At 39.9% G+C, this 16,790-nt stretch carries 11 protein-coding genes and 3 pseudogenes; 5 read left to right on the top strand and 9 right to left on the bottom strand.

The genetic code is table 11. From position 1 onward, the window contains the following. The first annotated feature begins 45 nt into the window (after positions 1–45). Positions 46–1,461, top strand: a pseudogene (locus QFX10_RS07405) (IS1182 family transposase). A gap of 47 nt (positions 1,462–1,508) precedes the next feature. Here QFX10_RS07405 and QFX10_RS07400 read toward each other — a convergent pair. The 7 genes and pseudogenes from QFX10_RS07400 to QFX10_RS07370 form a co-directional block, all read right to left on the bottom strand. Beyond that, positions 1,509–2,552 carry a PTS sugar transporter subunit IIC gene (locus QFX10_RS07400; protein WP_280605607.1) on the bottom strand — a complete coding sequence of 348 codons (1,044 nt, stop codon included), beginning with the start codon at positions 2,550–2,552 and terminating at the stop codon, positions 1,509–1,511. Between the two features lie 105 nt (positions 2,553–2,657). Next, positions 2,658–3,596: a DNA-binding protein WhiA gene (gene whiA, locus QFX10_RS07395; protein WP_280605606.1), complete on the bottom strand. Its 939-nt coding sequence runs from the start codon at positions 3,594–3,596 to the stop codon at positions 2,658–2,660. 13 nt (positions 3,597–3,609) lie between these two features. Then, a complete protein-coding gene (locus QFX10_RS07390) occupies positions 3,610–4,629 on the bottom strand; it encodes a gluconeogenesis factor YvcK family protein (RefSeq protein WP_280605605.1) in 1,020 nt (339 codons plus the stop codon). Then, a complete protein-coding gene (gene rapZ / locus QFX10_RS07385) occupies positions 4,626–5,513 on the bottom strand; it encodes an RNase adapter RapZ (RefSeq protein WP_280605604.1) in 888 nt (295 codons plus the stop codon). The genes QFX10_RS07390 and rapZ overlap by 4 nt, the downstream gene beginning before the upstream one ends. Positions 5,514–5,639: 126 nt before the next feature. After that, positions 5,640–7,055: pseudogene (locus QFX10_RS07380) on the bottom strand (IS1182 family transposase). A 107-nt stretch (positions 7,056–7,162) separates the two neighbouring features. Next, complete coding sequence (gene sdaAA, locus QFX10_RS07375) at positions 7,163–8,059, bottom strand: L-serine ammonia-lyase, iron-sulfur-dependent, subunit alpha (RefSeq protein ID WP_280605603.1); 897 nt, start codon at positions 8,057–8,059, stop codon at positions 7,163–7,165. A 13-nt stretch (positions 8,060–8,072) separates the two neighbouring features. Further along, positions 8,073–8,732: a serine dehydratase beta chain gene (locus tag QFX10_RS07370; RefSeq protein ID WP_280605602.1), complete on the bottom strand. Its 660-nt coding sequence runs from the start codon at positions 8,730–8,732 to the stop codon at positions 8,073–8,075. 490 nt (positions 8,733–9,222) lie between these two features. Here QFX10_RS07370 and QFX10_RS07365 point away from each other — a divergent pair, with 490 nt between their 5' ends. The 4 genes and pseudogenes from QFX10_RS07365 to QFX10_RS07350 all read left to right on the top strand — a co-directional run bounded on the left by QFX10_RS07365 (position 9,223) and on the right by QFX10_RS07350 (position 13,296). Continuing rightward, positions 9,223–10,068, top strand: a complete 846-nt coding sequence (locus QFX10_RS07365) for an SAM hydrolase/SAM-dependent halogenase family protein (protein WP_280605601.1) — start codon at positions 9,223–9,225, stop codon at positions 10,066–10,068. A 27-nt stretch (positions 10,069–10,095) separates the two neighbouring features. After that, positions 10,096–10,646: pseudogene (locus QFX10_RS07360) on the top strand (ECF-type riboflavin transporter substrate-binding protein). 3 nt (positions 10,647–10,649) lie between these two features. Next, complete coding sequence (locus QFX10_RS07355) at positions 10,650–12,338, top strand: ABC transporter ATP-binding protein (protein WP_280605600.1); 1,689 nt, start codon at positions 10,650–10,652, stop codon at positions 12,336–12,338. Positions 12,339–12,465: 127 nt separating this feature from the next. Then, positions 12,466–13,296, top strand: coding sequence for an energy-coupling factor transporter transmembrane component T family protein (locus QFX10_RS07350; protein WP_280605599.1), 831 nt, complete (start codon positions 12,466–12,468; stop codon positions 13,294–13,296). A 40-nt stretch (positions 13,297–13,336) separates the two neighbouring features. Here QFX10_RS07350 and QFX10_RS07345 read toward each other — a convergent pair whose 3' ends face one another. Together QFX10_RS07345 and uvrA are read right to left on the bottom strand one after the other, a co-directional pair. Next, positions 13,337–13,807, bottom strand: a complete 471-nt coding sequence (locus QFX10_RS07345) for an S-ribosylhomocysteine lyase (RefSeq protein ID WP_280605598.1) — start codon at positions 13,805–13,807, stop codon at positions 13,337–13,339. 124 nt (positions 13,808–13,931) lie between these two features. Then, complete coding sequence (gene uvrA / locus QFX10_RS07340) at positions 13,932–16,778, bottom strand: excinuclease ABC subunit UvrA (RefSeq protein WP_280605597.1); 2,847 nt, start codon at positions 16,776–16,778, stop codon at positions 13,932–13,934. Positions 16,779–16,790 lie beyond the last annotated feature (12 nt).

Raw genomic sequence — 16,790 nt, 5'->3', positions numbered from 1 at the left:
ACTTTTTTTGTATAATTAAAGAAAACGATTACGGAGGTATTTGTCATGCTTCGCAAGAGTGATCCCAATCTCAAACGCCGTGAATATGCTCGTACTTCTCTAGATGATTTGGTCCCAAAAGATCATTTACTCCGTAAAATTGATCAAATTATTGATTTCTCTTTTATTTATGATCTTGTCGAAGATTCCTATTGTAAAAATAACGGTCGTCCTAGTCTTGACCCTGTACTACTCATAAAGATTCCTTTGATTCAAAATTTATTTGGTATCCGTTCTATGCGTCAAACGATCAAAGAAATTCAAGTTAATGTCGCTTATCGATGGTTTCTAGGACTAGGTTTAAATGATCCTGTCCCTCATTTCTCTACTTACGGTAAAAACTATAAAAGAAGATTTGCTGAAAGCCATGTAATAGAAGCTATTTTTGCTCATATTTTGAAACTCTGCTTAGAAAATGATCTTATCGACACAACTGATATTTTTATTGATGGAACTCATTTGAAAGTTGCTGCTAACAGCCGTAAATATACTACTGAAGTTATTGAAACTAAGTCAAAATTTATGAGTGAAGATCTCGAAAAAGAAATAAATGTAGATAGAGCTAAACATCAAAAGAAACCCTTAAAAGAAGAAAAACCTAAAAAAAAACTAGACAAGTAAAAATATCTAAAACTGATCCTGATAGTGGATGGTTTCATAAGGGTGAACACAAACAGGTTTTTGCCTATAACGTTCAAGCTGCCTGTGATAAAAATGGGTGGCTCTTAGCTTATGTGGTCGGTGCGGGAAATATCCATGATACGCAACTTTTTCCTGAAATATTTGAAAAAGTACGGAAGTACGACCCACAATATATTATCGCTGATTCTGGCTATAAAACACCCACGATCGCACACTTTTTACTATCTCAAGGCATAATTCCCATTCTTCCTTATAAACGCCCAAGGGGCAAAGTTGGTACGCTTAGACCCAAAGATTTTGTTTATGATGAATATTATGATTGTTATTTATGTCCTGGCGATCAAATCTTAATGTACTCCACAACTAATCGAAGTGGTTATCGTGAATATAAAAGTGATCCTACAATCTGTGAAAAATGTCCTTTACTGCACAAATGTACACAAAGTAAAAATCATCAAAGAGTTATCGCTCGTCATGTTTGGCAAGATAGTATGGAAAAATGTGAGGATATCAGGCATCAAACTGGCTCAAAATTAAAGTATGAAGCGCGAAAGGAGACGATCGAAAGAAATTTTGGTTCGGCAAAAGAATATCACAACTTGAGATACGCCCGAGAAGTAGGAATTGATAAAATTCTAGCTAAAGTCGGGTTGATATTTGCGTGCCTAAATCTAAAAAAACTGGTAAAAATACTGGGGAAAAACCCTGTTATATTCGTATATTTCAAAGTATATAGTTATAAAAATACATAAAAAAACAAACTCTATCCGATTTGAATAGAGTTTGTCTACGTTCTGAAATGAGGTCAAAGGTGTGACCTCATTTTTTTATTTAGTTTCGATCAAAAGATCATTTGCACTGAATAATTTAAACCGTGTAATAAAAAGATAACGTAAACTATATCCTAAAATAAGTGGCAAGATCACAAATAGAAGTGTAACCAGCCCCACACTAACTAGACCAGCCGGCATTGCTTGATAAGCCGCCAAAGGTCCGACTAACCCACTGAAACCAAAACCTGCACTCATCTTTGTTCCCTGAATATTGCATAGTGCGCCTAAACCACCCATGATCCCAGCACTGATGATCACTGGCAAAAAAAGTTTTGGTTTTTCAAGCATATTTCCCATCTGAAGCTTTGGCGTCCCTAAGAAATGAGCAAACACAGTTCCGAGACTATTAACAGAACTCCCCATGATCGCAAGCGTAAAGGCTCCAGCTGTGATCCCTAGATTAGCTGACCCAGATGCAATACCAGTGATCCCGATCGCAGTGGCGATCCCGACTGAACTGATCGGTGAACAGATCAAAACAGCAAAGGTGATCCCCATCAAAATTCCCATCAAAAGCGGTTGGAGCTCGGTAAAAGTCTTGATCCCCGCTCCGATCAAACCTGTAAAGGCTTGAACGTATGGTAAAGTGAATAAGCCAAAAGCACCAGCTCCGACGATCACAATGATCGGTAGTAACAAGACTGTATAATTTTTGAAACGTTCCCCTACTAATCGTGCTAACCAAACTGCAAAGGTGATCGTTATCCCAGTATTGATCACGTCGCCTGTTCCGGCTAATAGAAAACCTTGTGCTGTTTGGTGCATGACCCCTGAGCCGACCATGGCCGCCCCAGCTAATGAGCTCATCTGGACCATGTTCATTTGACACAGATACCCCACACTAAAAGCAGCCATGGCCGGTAATAAACTCATGTTGAAGGTCGTGATCGTTAAGATCGAGCTAGAAAATCCTGGCCAGATCCCACTCAAAGCTTGCATCAATTGCCCCAATAAAGCTGAAGGGATCAAGGCTACGATCACGCCCATACTGATCCCGTTTAAGATATGAAACATATATTCGCGATAAGTAAACTTCATCTCTTTTCCCCCTCGTATTTTTTAATTGTGACATCCTATCCGTTTGATAGTTAGTAATTAAATTACTATGTCTTCTTTATTTTTGCAAGCAAAAAGGCCGTATCCTTATGATACGACCTCTGCCCTTAGTTTTTGTGCATATTCATTTAATTTCCGTAGCCGATGATTGACCCCTGATTTTGAGATCGGTCCACTAGCAACGTATTCACCAAGTTCTTTTAAACTCACTTCAGGATGAGCTAAACGCGCCTGTGCCACCTCCTGTAGTTTTGGAGGCAGGCTATTTAAACCAACTTGCTCTTCGATAAAATGGATATTTTCGATCTGTCGGTTAGCGGCATCTGCCACTTTGTTCATATTCGCATTTTCGCAATTGACGATCCGATTGACTGAGTTACGCATATCACGAACGATCCGAATATCTTCAAATTTTAACATCGCATTTGTGGCTCCGATCAAAGAAAGAAAATCAGCGATCTTTTCTGCTTCTTTCAAATAGGTGATATAACCACTGCGCCTTTCTGTCATTCGAGCGTTTAATCCATAACGATTCATCATCTCACAGATCGTCTTATTATGATCTTCATAAAGCGAATAGATCTCCAGATGATAGCGACTTTTTTCAGGATTGTTGACTGATCCAGTCGCTAAAAATGCGCCTCGCAAATATGAACGGACTTTAGCATCATCATCTAAAAAATTTAAAGGAACAGTCTCTTTGACTTGAAAACCATCTAAAATATCTAGATCTTTCAAAACGTGGTCACTTCCCGTTTTTAAACGCACGATGTAGAAATTATTCTTTTTTAACTTCATTTTTCTCCGCACTAAAAGTTCACTTTCCACATCATAAAACTGTTTCAATAAAACGTAGATCCGTCTAGCGATCGCAGGGTTTTCAGTTTGCACACTCAAAACAAATTGATGATTAACGATACTTAAAGCGCCATTCATTCGGATCAAAGCCATCAATTCAGCTTTAGCATTTCCAAAATGGACTTCAAGTGTCGTTAATTCTTTTTTTACATCACTTGCATAAGACATCAAAGTTCATCCTTTAATTCAATTCATTTGCATCCCATGAACGAGGGCGTCCTAGTAAACGCATCAGTTCTTCAACCACTTGCTCACCATTATGAAAGACACCACGATCACGTAACTTCAAAAAGTTATCTGAGATCACTCGACACCCTTGTTCGCGTAATCCTTTAAAATCATAAGCTACTTGATAAAGATATTCATCATACTTTTGCCGATCGAGATAATCTTTAGGCACAGGTTCAGTATTAACTAAAACTGTATCGATAAAATTTTTTCCTAAATGTCTATTTAAAACGCGGACATGTTCAGCGTCTGTAAAACGTTCTGTTTCGCCCTTTTGCGTCATAATATTACAAATATAGATGACTTCTGCGTTTGTCTCTCTTACTGCTTGACCAACATTTGAGATCATCAAATTAGGTAAAATACTCGTAAATAAACTTCCCGGTCCTAAAACGATCTGATCAGCCTCCATGATCGCTTGAATGACTTCTTGTTTGGCTTCTGGTGTCTTCCCATCAACAGAAGTCACCCAAACATGGTCGATCGTTTTACCAGCAGCAGAAATATGCGATTCTCCCGCCAATTGGCTACCATCAGTAAATTTAGCATTCAAGATCAACGGTGTATCTGAAGCCGGATAGACATGACCGTCGATCTGCATCAAACTTGAAAGCTCTTGTACCGCATCAAAGATCCCCCGATCATCCATCTCAGATAAAGCAGCAATGATCAAATTTCCGATCGCATGTCCTGAAAAGAATTGATCATTTGAGTTGAAGCGATACTGAAAGATCTGCTTATAGATCTCTGGCATGTTAGATAACGCCACTAAAACATTGCGAATATCCCCTGGAGGGACCACATTGATATAATCACGGATCACCCCAGACGAGCCACCATCATCTGCTACTGTAACAACAGCAGTGATATCAACATTATACTGGTGAAGACCAGTCAAAATAACAGGTAAGCCTGTTCCTCCACCGATAACAACGATCTTAGGGCGATTTCGATTGAGATTTATGTGGGTCATGACCGATTGACTGTTTCCTTTCTTTTATTCATATCACGATGGGTCACATTGACAGGATGATCTTTAGCAAGCGCTTCACCGATCCGTTTGGCTAAGGCAACTGAGCGATGTTGCCCACCAGTACAGCCGATCGCGATCGTAACACTTGATTTTCCTTCATTTTTATAACCCGGTATGACAAAGCGTAATGTTTCGATAAATTTTTGATAAAAACCTTCTGTCATCTGAGAATTCATAACATAATCATAAACTGCCTGATCGAGCCCAGTCTTTTCCCGTAATTCCTTTACATAATACGGATTAGGTAAAAAGCGAACATCCATCACGATATCAGCATCGATCGGCACTCCATACTTAAAACCAAACGACATCACATTGATATGAAAAGCTGTGTGCTCGTTACTTTCAAAATTATGAAAGATCTCTTCTCGTAACTGTCGCGGGGAGATCGTACTTGTATCGATCACAAGTTGAGCCTTGGATTTGATCTGCGCTAAAAGTTCACGCTCACGTTGGATCCCATCTAAGATCCGTCCTTCCATCGCTAATGGATGAGCGCGTCTTGTTTCCTTATAGCGGGCAACTAATTCTTCATCAGATGCATCTAAAAAGAGGATCTTAGGCACAAAGTTTTCGTCACCATCATCTAAAGCTTGTAGCATTGAAAAGATCTCATCATAAAAAGCTCGCGAACGAAGATCCATTACAAGCGCAACTTTCGTTATCTTACCAGATTCTTTGACTAATTCCCAAAATTTTCCAAGTAAAGCTGGAGGCATATTATCTACACAAAAATACCCAAGATCTTCAAAGCTTTGCATAGCTACTGTTTTACCAGCTCCACTCATTCCAGTTACGACTACTAATTGTATTGTTTCTGCCAATTGAACTTCCCCCCAATTAAATCCAATTACTATATTATAACACACCAGGTGTGTCGACTAGTAAAGTTAGCTTCGCAAATAGTAAAAAAGACTACACTTACTGTAGTCCCAGAACGTAGACAAACTCTATTCAAATCGGATAGAGTTTGTTTTTTTATGTATTTTTATAACTATATACTTTGAAATATACGAATATAACAGGTTTTTTCCCCAGTATTTTTACCAGTTTTTTTAGATTTAGGCACGCAAATATCAACCCGACTTGAGCTAGAATTTTATCAATTCCTACTTCTCGGGCGTATCTCAAGTTGTGATATTCTTTTGCCGAACCAAAATTTCTTTCGATCGTCTCCTTTCGCGCTTCATACTTTAATTTTGAGCCAGTTTGATGCCTGATATCCTCACATTTTTCCATACTATCTTGCCAAACATGACGAGCGATAACTCTTTGATGATTTTTACTTTGTGTACATTTGTGCAGTAAAGGACATTTTTCACAGATTGTAGGATCACTTTTATATTCACGATAACCACTTCGATTAGTTGTGGAGTACATTAAGATTTGATCGCCAGGACATAAATAACAATCATAATATTCATCATAAACAAAATCTTTGGGTCTAAGCGTACCAACTTTGCCCCTTGGGCGTTTATAAGGAAGAATGGGAATTATGCCTTGAGATAGTAAAAAGTGTGCGATCGTGGGTGTTTTATAGCCAGAATCAGCGATAATATATTGTGGGTCGTACTTCCGTACTTTTTCAAATATTTCAGGAAAAAGTTGCGTATCATGGATATTTCCCGCACCGACCACATAAGCTAAGAGCCACCCATTTTTATCACAGGCAGCTTGAACGTTATAGGCAAAAACCTGTTTGTGTTCACCCTTATGAAACCATCCACTATCAGGATCAGTTTTAGATATTTTTACTTGTCTAGTTTTTTTTTAGGTTTTTCTTCTTTTAAGGGTTTCTTTTGATGTTTAGCTCTATCTACATTTATTTCTTTTTCGAGATCTTCACTCATAAATTTTGACTTAGTTTCAATAACTTCAGTAGTATATTTACGGCTGTTAGCAGCAGCTTTCAAATGAGTTCCATCAATAAAAATATCAGTTGTGTCGATAAGATCATTTTCTAAGCAGAGTTTCAAGATATGAGCAAAAATGGCTTCTATTACATGATTTTCAGCAAATCTTCTTTTATAGTTTTTACCGTAAGTAGAGAAATGAGGAACAGGATCATTTAAACCCAGTCCTAGAAACCATCGATAAGCGACATTAACTTGAATTTCTTTGATCGTTTGACGCATAGAACGAATACCAAATAGATTTTGAATCAAAGGAATCTTTATGAGTAATACAGGATCAAGACTGGGACGGCCATTATTTTTACAATAGGAATCTTCGACAAGATCATAAATAAAAGAGAAATCAATAATTTGATCAATTTTACGGAGTAAATGATCTTTTGGGACCAAATCATCTAGAGAAGTACGAGCATATTCACGGCGTTTGAGATTGGGATCACTCTTGCGAAGCATGACAAATACCTCCGTAATCGTTTTCTTTAATTATACAAAAAAAGTCACCAGAGCACATACTCTGATGACTTAGTCTACATTCTGAGACTACACTTACTGTAGTCCCTTTAATCTTTATTTAGATCAAGATCTTCGCCAAAGATCTTAACTTTCATTTGGATCCCAGTCGGAGTTGCTGCTAAACCACCTAGACCAGTCTCGCGTAATTGTGCAGGTAAATTTTTTCCGATCCGTTTCATTGCTAGAATAACTTCATCCGCTGGGATCTTATTCGTCAAGCCAGCTAAGGCCATATCGGCAGCTGCCAAAGCATTGACTGAACCAACAACATTACGTTTAACACATGGGATCTCAACTAGGCCAGCAACAGGATCACAAACAAGTCCTAAAAGATTGCTAAGAGCCATTGCAAAAGCTTCAGCTGCTTGTGTCGGCGTTCCGCCACAGATCTCAACTGCGGCAGCTGCTGCCATCCCAGAAGCACTTCCGACTTCTGCTTGACACCCTCCAGTTGCTCCTGCGATCATTGCGTTATTAGCAGTCACCATACCAAAAGCACTTGCACAAAAGAGAAAAGCGACCATTTGATCTTCTGTCAGATCTCGTTTTTTTTCTAAAGCAAACAAGACCCCTGGGATCGTTCCTGATGAACCGGCTGTTGGAGTCGCACAGATCAAACCCATCGCTGCGTTGACTTCATTTGTGGCTAGTGATTTTTCGATCGCCAATAAAACGGTCTCGTCTGTTAGACCACGCCCAGCTTCTCGATACTTGCGCATCTTAGCGGCCTCACCACCTGTCAAGCCAGTGGGCGAATAGACGCCCTCACCTTTCGATCCACGTTTAGCTGCATTTTTCATAACAGCTAATTGCTTTTTCATCTTGAGCCAGACTTCTTCAAAACTCAAGTTGGAATATTCCATCTCTTGTTCGACCATCAACTGCCAGATAGGACACCCCTTCTTTTCAGCTTGTTCGACGATCTCAGCTACACTTTGATACATTTACTCACCTTACTTACAAACAGATCAGATTTTTACTAACAGCTTTGATCTGCTCTAATATGTTTTGATGTGGGATCTTATCTAGATCAAACTCACACAGATAATCTTCTTTTAGTTTGACTGGCGCAACAGCTTTCCTGATCTTGACATTTCCTTGATCAAGGCTCTTTTTGATACTTTTTGGAATATCTTTGACGCCCCAACATAACATAATCGGTAACGGCCCAAGTGGCGTAAATGTTTGCCCATCGATCTCAAGTTTACGGATCTCGATCGTCCCACCACCGATCGAACAACCAGCAACTGTGATCTTTTTAAATTCATTTTCCAGCGTAATGATCGCTGTGTTTGGATGCTTGATCGGACTATTTCCAGGCATTTCCTTGAAAATGACCTCGATCCCTTGATCTCTTGCAAGTTCGACCGCATTCGGAACTCTAAGATCATCCGTTTGCATCCCTAAAATACCAGCCACGATCGCATAATCCGTTCCATGTCCTTGGTGTGTCTGAGCAAAAGATTCATAGTAAGCGACTGTGATCTTTTTTAATGGTACTAAAAAGAGCTTATGTGCCACTTGACCGATCATGACAGCACCAGCTGTATGCGAACTTGACGGACCGACCATCACTGGTCCAATAATATCAAAAACACTTTTATAATTTTCACTCACTGATCGCTCACCCTCACTTAAATGATCTAGTTTGATCGTTTTTAACTAAATATTGTTTTAATTGTTTGATCTTTAGCTAAACTAAGTTATAGTAGGAGCCAAGATCACTTATTTACATTATACTTTTAAATAAGACAAAAATTATATAATTTGCACAAAAAAAATCAATTAAAAAAACGTTGACGAATTTTAAAAAAATAGCTATAATCTCATTAACTTATAAACTACTGCGTTGATGAGAAGAGTAACTATGCGATGACAGAGACTAGTAAATAGCTGAGAGTACTAGAATATAGTTACAGATGAACTCGGAGCAATCTAGCGGTGTAAGCTGATAGATCGATGAGAATCGTTAACATCTAAACTGGTAAACAGTTACTGAGGTGGGTCATGTGAATTACCCACAAAGCTTAAGGTGGTACCACGTGCAAACGTCCTTTACGACTTAGTTCGTATTGGGCGTTTTTTTAGTAAAGAAAGGAGCTTTTTTATGACAAATAAACAACTTGTCTTACAAACAGATTTTGGTTTGGGCGATGGAGCAGTCAGCGCGATGTATGGCGTTGCTAAGGCTGTTGCAACGGACCTTTTCATCGCCGATCTGACACATGAGATCTCTCCGTATAATATTTGGGAAGGCTCATATCGGCTATATCAAACACTCAACTACTGGCCCAAAGGAACTGTTTTTGTTTCTGTCGTCGATCCTGGAGTCGGCAGTGAGCGCAAAAGCGTCTGTGCTTTAACTAAAAGTGGGCATTATATCCTCACACCAGATAATGGGACCTTGACTCATGTGGCCCACTACTTCGGTCTAGTCAAAGTTTATCGGATCGATGAAAATACGCGTCGCTTACCCGATTCAGCAGAAAGCCATACTTTTCATGGGCGCGATGTCTATGCTTATAATGGCGCCAAATTAGCTAGCGGCCAATTAACACTAGCTGAACTTGGCCAAGAGATCTCTCGATCAGAACTCACGACCTTACCATTACTTGAACCTACACTAAAAAATGAGCAGATCTCAGGTATGGTCGATATTTTAGATGTTCGTTTCGGTTCACTTTGGACGAACATTTCGCTCCAGCTATTAAAAGAGCTCAAGATCAAACGTGGTGATCTTATTTTAGTCACGATCTCCTTTAAGGAAAAAGAAGTCTATCGTGCCAAGCTCCCCTTTGTGCGCTCTTTTGCTGAAGTTTCCGTCAATGCACCTTTGCTCTACATCAATTCGCTTCTAAATGTTGGGATCGCTTTGAATCAGGCTTCTTTTTCGGCCGCTTATCATATCGAAACTGGAAGCGATTGGACTGTCACATTACAAAAAGTTGAATAATATATATAAATGAAAGGAAGTTTTAAAATGAAACAAGAATTATCTGTCAAAAGTGTTGTCGCGATCGGGATCGGCTCAGCGATCTTTGTTATTTTAGGTCGGTTTGCTTCGATCCCAACTGGGATCCCAAACACAAACCTTGAAACAACATATCCATTCTTAGCCTTCTTTGCCGTTTTATTTGGTCCTCTTGTTGGCTTTCTGACTGGCTTTATTGGTCATACTTTAAAAGACTTGATCAGCTATGGTAATCCTTGGTGGAGTTGGGTCATTTGTTCAGGGATCATTGGGGCATTCTTTGGTTTGATCGGTAAGCGCCTCAAGATCACCCAAGGTCGCTTTACAACTAAAGATATCATTTTATTTAATTTATCTCAGATCTTAGCCAATTTCCTCACCTGGAGCTTATTTGCACCCCTATTAGACATTTTGATCTATAGCGAACTGCTAATAAAGTTTTTTTACAAGGAGCCATTTCAGCTTTATCGAATAGTCTTTCTGTTGGGATCTTAGGTACTCTTTTGATCAAAGCTTATGCAAGTTCACAAACTAAAAAAGGAAGTTTACGTAAGGAATAGATTATGGAAAAACCGATCATTTCATTTAATAATTTCTCATTTCAATATTTGAGTCAGGCCGAACCAACGCTTAAACAGATCGAGCTAGAGATCCAAGCTGGCGAAAAAATTTTGATCGCTGGTCCTTCAGGAAGTGGTAAATCTACTTTAGCTAAGTGTCTAAACGGATTGATCCCAAATGAGGACCGCGGTGAACTTACTGGAAAATGCTTGATCAACGGAAAAGATATCACGACTACTGATATCTTTGAGCTTTCTTTCACAACTTCAACGATCTTACAAGATACAAATAGCCAATTTGTAGGCTTGACTGTTGCCGAAGACATCGCCTTTGCTTTAGAAAATGATGCATTACCTAAAAATGAAATGCAAGTACAAGTTGCAAAATGGGCTAAAGAGCTGAATTTGACTGAATTACTCACCCATTCCCCTCAAAAGCTCTCTGGGGGGCAAAAGCAACGCGTCTCCTTAGCGGGTGTTTTAGTTGATGGTTCACCGATCCTTTTGTTTGATGAACCACTAGCCAATCTTGATCCTGTTGCTAGCTTACAGACGATGGAACTTATCGATAAGCTTCAGTCTAAGACAAAAGCAACTGTGATCATTATCGAACATCGGCTCGAAGATGTTTTAGCTTGCCAGCCCGATCGGATCATCGTTATGGCAAACGGTCAGATCGTCGCAGATCAAACCCCAACAGAGCTTTTCAAGACCGCTCTTCTGCCACAAGTCGGACTACGGCGCCCTTTATTTTTAGAAGCTTTGATCAAAGCTGGAATCGATGTGACAAATTTTCCAGATTTGACGAACGTGTCGGCCTTACCAGACGATCTGCAGATCAAAAAAGCACTCGCTAAAAGTTATCTCAGTCCAAAAACATCTGAGAAAAGTCCTTCAGTCCCACTTTTAAAAGTCAAAGATCTTTCGTTTAGTTACGAAGTAAATTCACCTTTGCTCCAACAGATCAGCTTTACGCTCAATAAGGGCGATTTTGTCAGCTTAGTTGGTCAAAACGGAGCCGGTAAAACAACTTTGATCAAATTGATCTGTGGTTTTTTAAATGGCACTGGTTCGATCGCGCTTGATCAAACAGATCTTTCTAAGACATCGATCAAAGAACGCGCTGAACAGATCGGCTATATCATGCAAGATCCAAATCAGATGATCTCACAAAAAATGATCTTTGACGAAGTCGCTTTAGGATTGCGCTTACGTGGAGCAGACGAGCAGAGCGTGCGAGAAAAAGTCATGCAAGTTTTGAAAGTTTGTGGGCTCTATGCTTACCGAAATTGGCCGATCACAGCTTTGAGCTATGGACAAAAAAAGCGCGTCACGATCGCTTCGATCTTAGTTCTTGAACCTCAGATCTTGATCCTAGATGAACCGACAGCAGGGCAAGACTACCGCACGTATACCGAGATCATGCAATTTTTACGTTATCTTAACCGTAAAAAGAACTGTACGATCGTGATCGTTACACATGACATGCATTTGATGCTCGAATATACGACCCGCTCATTAGTGATCAGTCACGGCCGTTTATTAGCCGATCTTCATCCAAGTGAACTTTTAGCGCGCCCTAAACTACTAGAAAAAGCTTCTTTACGCCAGACGAGCTTATATCAATTAGCTAAAAAATACGACCTTTCAGCTAAAGCAATGCTCTCTAGTCTCTATCACGAAGAAACTTGAGCTTAATTCGTTCATCAGAAAGAAAAATATAGGGTGAACGTGTATCTTTTTTGATTCAAATCTAAGAAAGGAATGCTAGACGACTTTCTCACTTGGCAGTGCTATATTTGTCTGGCAAACATGCTTTATGCCTGAGCAAAATATCCTTGGCTTTCGTCCAGGGACAAGTTATCTCCATCAACTCAATGCTTCAGCTAAACTTTTTTTCTTTTTCCTTGTCTCACTTGCATGCATGACTACTTTTGATACACGCTTTTTAGTCGTTGTCAGTGTTTTGTCATTAGCACTCTTTAGACTTGCTAAGATCAAGTGGGCCCAAGTCGCTTTTGTTGTTAAATTTATCTTTTTCTTTTCACTCTTGAATTTAGTTGCGATCTTTTTCTTTCAACCGACTTACGGAGAAACGCTCTACGGTTCACGGCATGTCTTGCTTGCAGCTGGATATTTTACAGTTACAGCTGAAGAGCTTTTCTACCTCTTTAATGTCGCTTTAAAATATATCTGCACTGTACCACTGGCGTTACTCTTTTTACTGACTACAGATCCAAGCGCCTTTGCTTCGAGCTTGAACAAGCTCAAGATCAGTTATAAAGTCAGCTATGCTGTGGCCTTAGCTCTACGATATATTCCTGATATCCAAACTACTTATTGGGAGATCTCACTTGCGCAACAAGCGCGCGGTAACGAGCTTTCCAAAAAAGCATCATTACTAACAAGAGCTAAAGGTATGCTCAATATCATCATTCCTTTGATCTTTTCAAGTTTAGATCGGATCAATACGATCAGCACAGCTATGCAATTACGTCGCTTTGGTTCTAAAAGCAAACGTACTTGGTATACTGAGCAGCCTTTTACTGCAAAAGATCGTGGCATTGTTTTACTAGCACTTTTCCTCTTTTTATGTAGCTTATATCTATTTCACGTTGATCATGGGCGTTTTTATAACCCATTCCAATAAAAAAACAAGCTTTCCATTTTTCAGGAAAGCTTGTTTTATTTTAGATAACTTTTCGCTCAAAGTGATCGCTTGAGATACCTTCAGCTAAGATCTTTTGACACCATTCTTTTGCAGAGAAAAGTGAATGGTCACGGTAGTTTCCACAACTCTTGATGTCTGTTCCTTGAACATCTTCCCAAGATGCATTCAAAATATCATTCAAAGAAGCTTTAAGCGCTTGAGCTACTTCGACTGTATCATGCTCTCCCCACATGATCAAATGAAAACCAGTCCGGCATCCAAACGGTGAACAATCGATCACACCATCCATATGGTCGCGTAAATACCCCGCTAGCATATGCTCGATCGTGTGTAAGCCAGCAGTTGGGATCGCATTTTCATTTGGTTGAACTAAGCGCAGATCGAAGTTAGAGATCTGATCGCCCTTAGCTCCTTCTTCAACTGTGATCAACCGCACATAAGGTGCTTTGACTGCTGTATGGTCTAGTGTAAAACTTTCTACTTCTGCCAAGTTCTTCACCACTGTTTAAAACATAGTCTAAAGCCTTTTTAAACAGTTTTTCCTTTCTTTATGACTTGATCGTCGTCGATCAACTAATTTAACTCTAGCATTTTCTTACTAAAAATCAAGTGCTTTATTCGATCCGCTCTTCATAGTGTCCATTTTCAAGTAGTGGGCGCAAATATCGACCAGTATAACTTTCAGATAACTGGGCAAGTTCTTCTGGTGTTCCAGTTCCTACGATCTGCCCCCCGAGTTTGCCACCTTCAGGCCCAAGATCGATCAAATGATCGGCCGATTTGATCACATCTAGATTATGTTCGATCACAAGCACAGTATTTCCCTTATCGACTAAGCGCTGCAAAACTTCTAATAAGCGTTTGATATCGTCTGTGTGTAGTCCTGTCGTCGGTTCATCTAAAATATAAAATGTTTTTCCAGCCGATTTCCGATGCAATTCAGAAGCTAATTTCATGCGTTGGGCTTCACCCCCAGAAAGAGTCGTCGCCGGTTGTCCTAAAGAAACATAGCCTAAACCAACATCCACGATCGTTTGTAATTTCCGTCTGATCTTAGGGACCGCTTCAAAGAAATCAAGTGCTTCTAAAACATTCATTTCTAAAACTTCTGCAATATTTTTCCCTTTATATTCAACTTCAAGCGTCTCTGAATTATAACGAGCGCCATGACAAACTTCACATGGAACATACACATCTGGTAAGAAATTCATCTCGATCTTGATGATCCCATCACCTTTACAAGCCTCACACCGTCCGCCTTTAACATTGAAACTAAAGCGTCCTTTACCATAACCGCGCATCTTGGCTTGGTTTGTTTGCGCAAAAAGACCACGAATATCATCGAAGACTCCTGTATATGTTGCTGGATTACTTCTTGGTGTGCGTCCGATCGGACTTTGATCGATATTGATGACTTTTTCTAACGCTTCTATACCTGTTAACTTTTTATATTTACCTGGTTTTTCAGAATTATGATGTAGTTTTTGTGCTAAAGCACGTTTTAAGATCATATTGACCAAGGTCGATTTTCCAGAACCAGAAACACCTGTAACAGCGATAAACTCGCCCAACGGGAACGTTACATCAACATCTTTCAAGTTATTTTCAGAAGCTCCATAAAGTTTTAAAGCTAAGCCGTTGCCTGTGCGCCGTTTAGCTGGGATCGGAATATACTTTTTGCCAGCTAAATATTGACCTGTTAATGATCTAGTACTACGTGCCACTTGTTTAGGCGTACCAGCCGCCATCACTTGTCCACCATGTGCTCCAGCTCCAGGACCGATATCGATCAAATAGTCAGCTGCACGCATCGTATCCTCATCATGTTCCACAACAACTAGCGTATTGCCTAACTCACACATTGCTTTTAAAGAAGCGATCAACCGATCATTATCGCGTTGATGCAGCCCGATCGACGGTTCATCTAAAATATATAAGACACCAGAAAGGTTGGAGCCGATCTGAGTTGCTAATCTGATCCGTTGAGCCTCACCACCAGAGAGCGTTCGGGCTGAGCGACTAAGATTCAAATAATCTAGGCCAACATTGACTAAGAAAGTCAAGCGATCAATGATCTCTTTTAAGATCGGACGAGCGATCTGTTCTGCTTGTTCATCAAAGTTTAACTCTTTAAAAAAGGCTAATTCTTCAGCGATCGGCAATTCAGAAACTTCTCCGATATGTCTACCTGCGATCTTGACAGCTAAGGCTTTTTGGTTTAAACGATAACCATGACAAGTATTACATTTCAGACTTGTCATATATTTTCGCATCACATCACGGGTAAAATCACTATTTGTTTCCCGATAACGGCGCTCGATATTAGGAATGATCCCTTCAAAGGTCGTATCGATATCACGGATCCCACCAAAGTCATTTTCATAGGTAAAATGAAATGTTTGCTCACCTGCCCCATATAAAACTAACTGTTGTTGTTCTTTTGAAAGATCTTCAAAAGGCGTATCCATATCGATCCCAAAGGCGTCACAAGCTTGCTTTAAAAGAGTCGGATAATATTTTGAACTGATCGGATTCCAAGGCTCCATTGCGCCTTCATTCAACGTTTTAGTGCGATCTGGCACAATTAGATCAACGTCGACTTCCAATTTGACACCCAGGCCATCACAATCTGGACAAGCCCCAAAAGGAGCATTAAAAGAAAACAAACGTGGTTCTAATTCACCGATCGTAAATCCACAGTACGGGCAAGCAAAATTCTCAGAGAATTGTAGCGTTTCACCTCCGATGATATCAGCTGTTGCATAGCCATCAGCTAAACGTAAAGCCGCTTCAAATGAGTCAAATAACCGTGACCTGATCCCAGAACGCAATGCGATCCGATCAACAACAACAGCCAGATCATGCTTTTGATTTTTATCTAGCTCGATGTTTTCTTCGATATCATGCATCTCACCATCAATGAGCACACGCACAAAACCTTCACGTTTGATCTTTTCTAAAAGTTTTTTATGTTGTCCTTTTTTGCCACGCACGATCGGAGCTAAGATCTGTACTTTCGTCCGTTCTGGCAAACTTAAGACCCGATCGACCATTTGTTCAACTGATTGACTTGTGATCACATTTCCATCATTGGGGCAGATCGGCGTGCCTACCCGTGCCCACAGCAAACGCAAGTAATCATTGATCTCAGTTACTGTTCCAACAGTCGAACGTGGATTTTTTGAAGTTGTTTTTTGATCGATCGAGATCGCTGGCGAAAGACCGTCGATCGAATCGACGTCTGGTTTATCCATCTGTCCTAAAAATTGCCTAGCATAAGATGACAGACTTTCAACATAACGTCTTTGTCCTTCAGCATAGAGCGTATCAAACGCTAAAGAACTTTTACCTGAACCTGAAAGACCCGTGATCACGACTAATTTATCTTTTGGGATCTCAACATTGATATCCTTTAAGTTATGTTCACGTGCTCCTCGGATCGTGATCTTATTTTTAGCCACAATAATTCCCCC

The sequence above is a fragment of the Ligilactobacillus faecis genome (assembly GCF_029889745.1).
Taxonomy (GTDB): domain Bacteria; phylum Bacillota; class Bacilli; order Lactobacillales; family Lactobacillaceae; genus Ligilactobacillus; species Ligilactobacillus faecis.
Note: the sequence above shows the minus strand (reverse complement) of the source record. Positions and strands in the feature narration are given on the sequence as shown.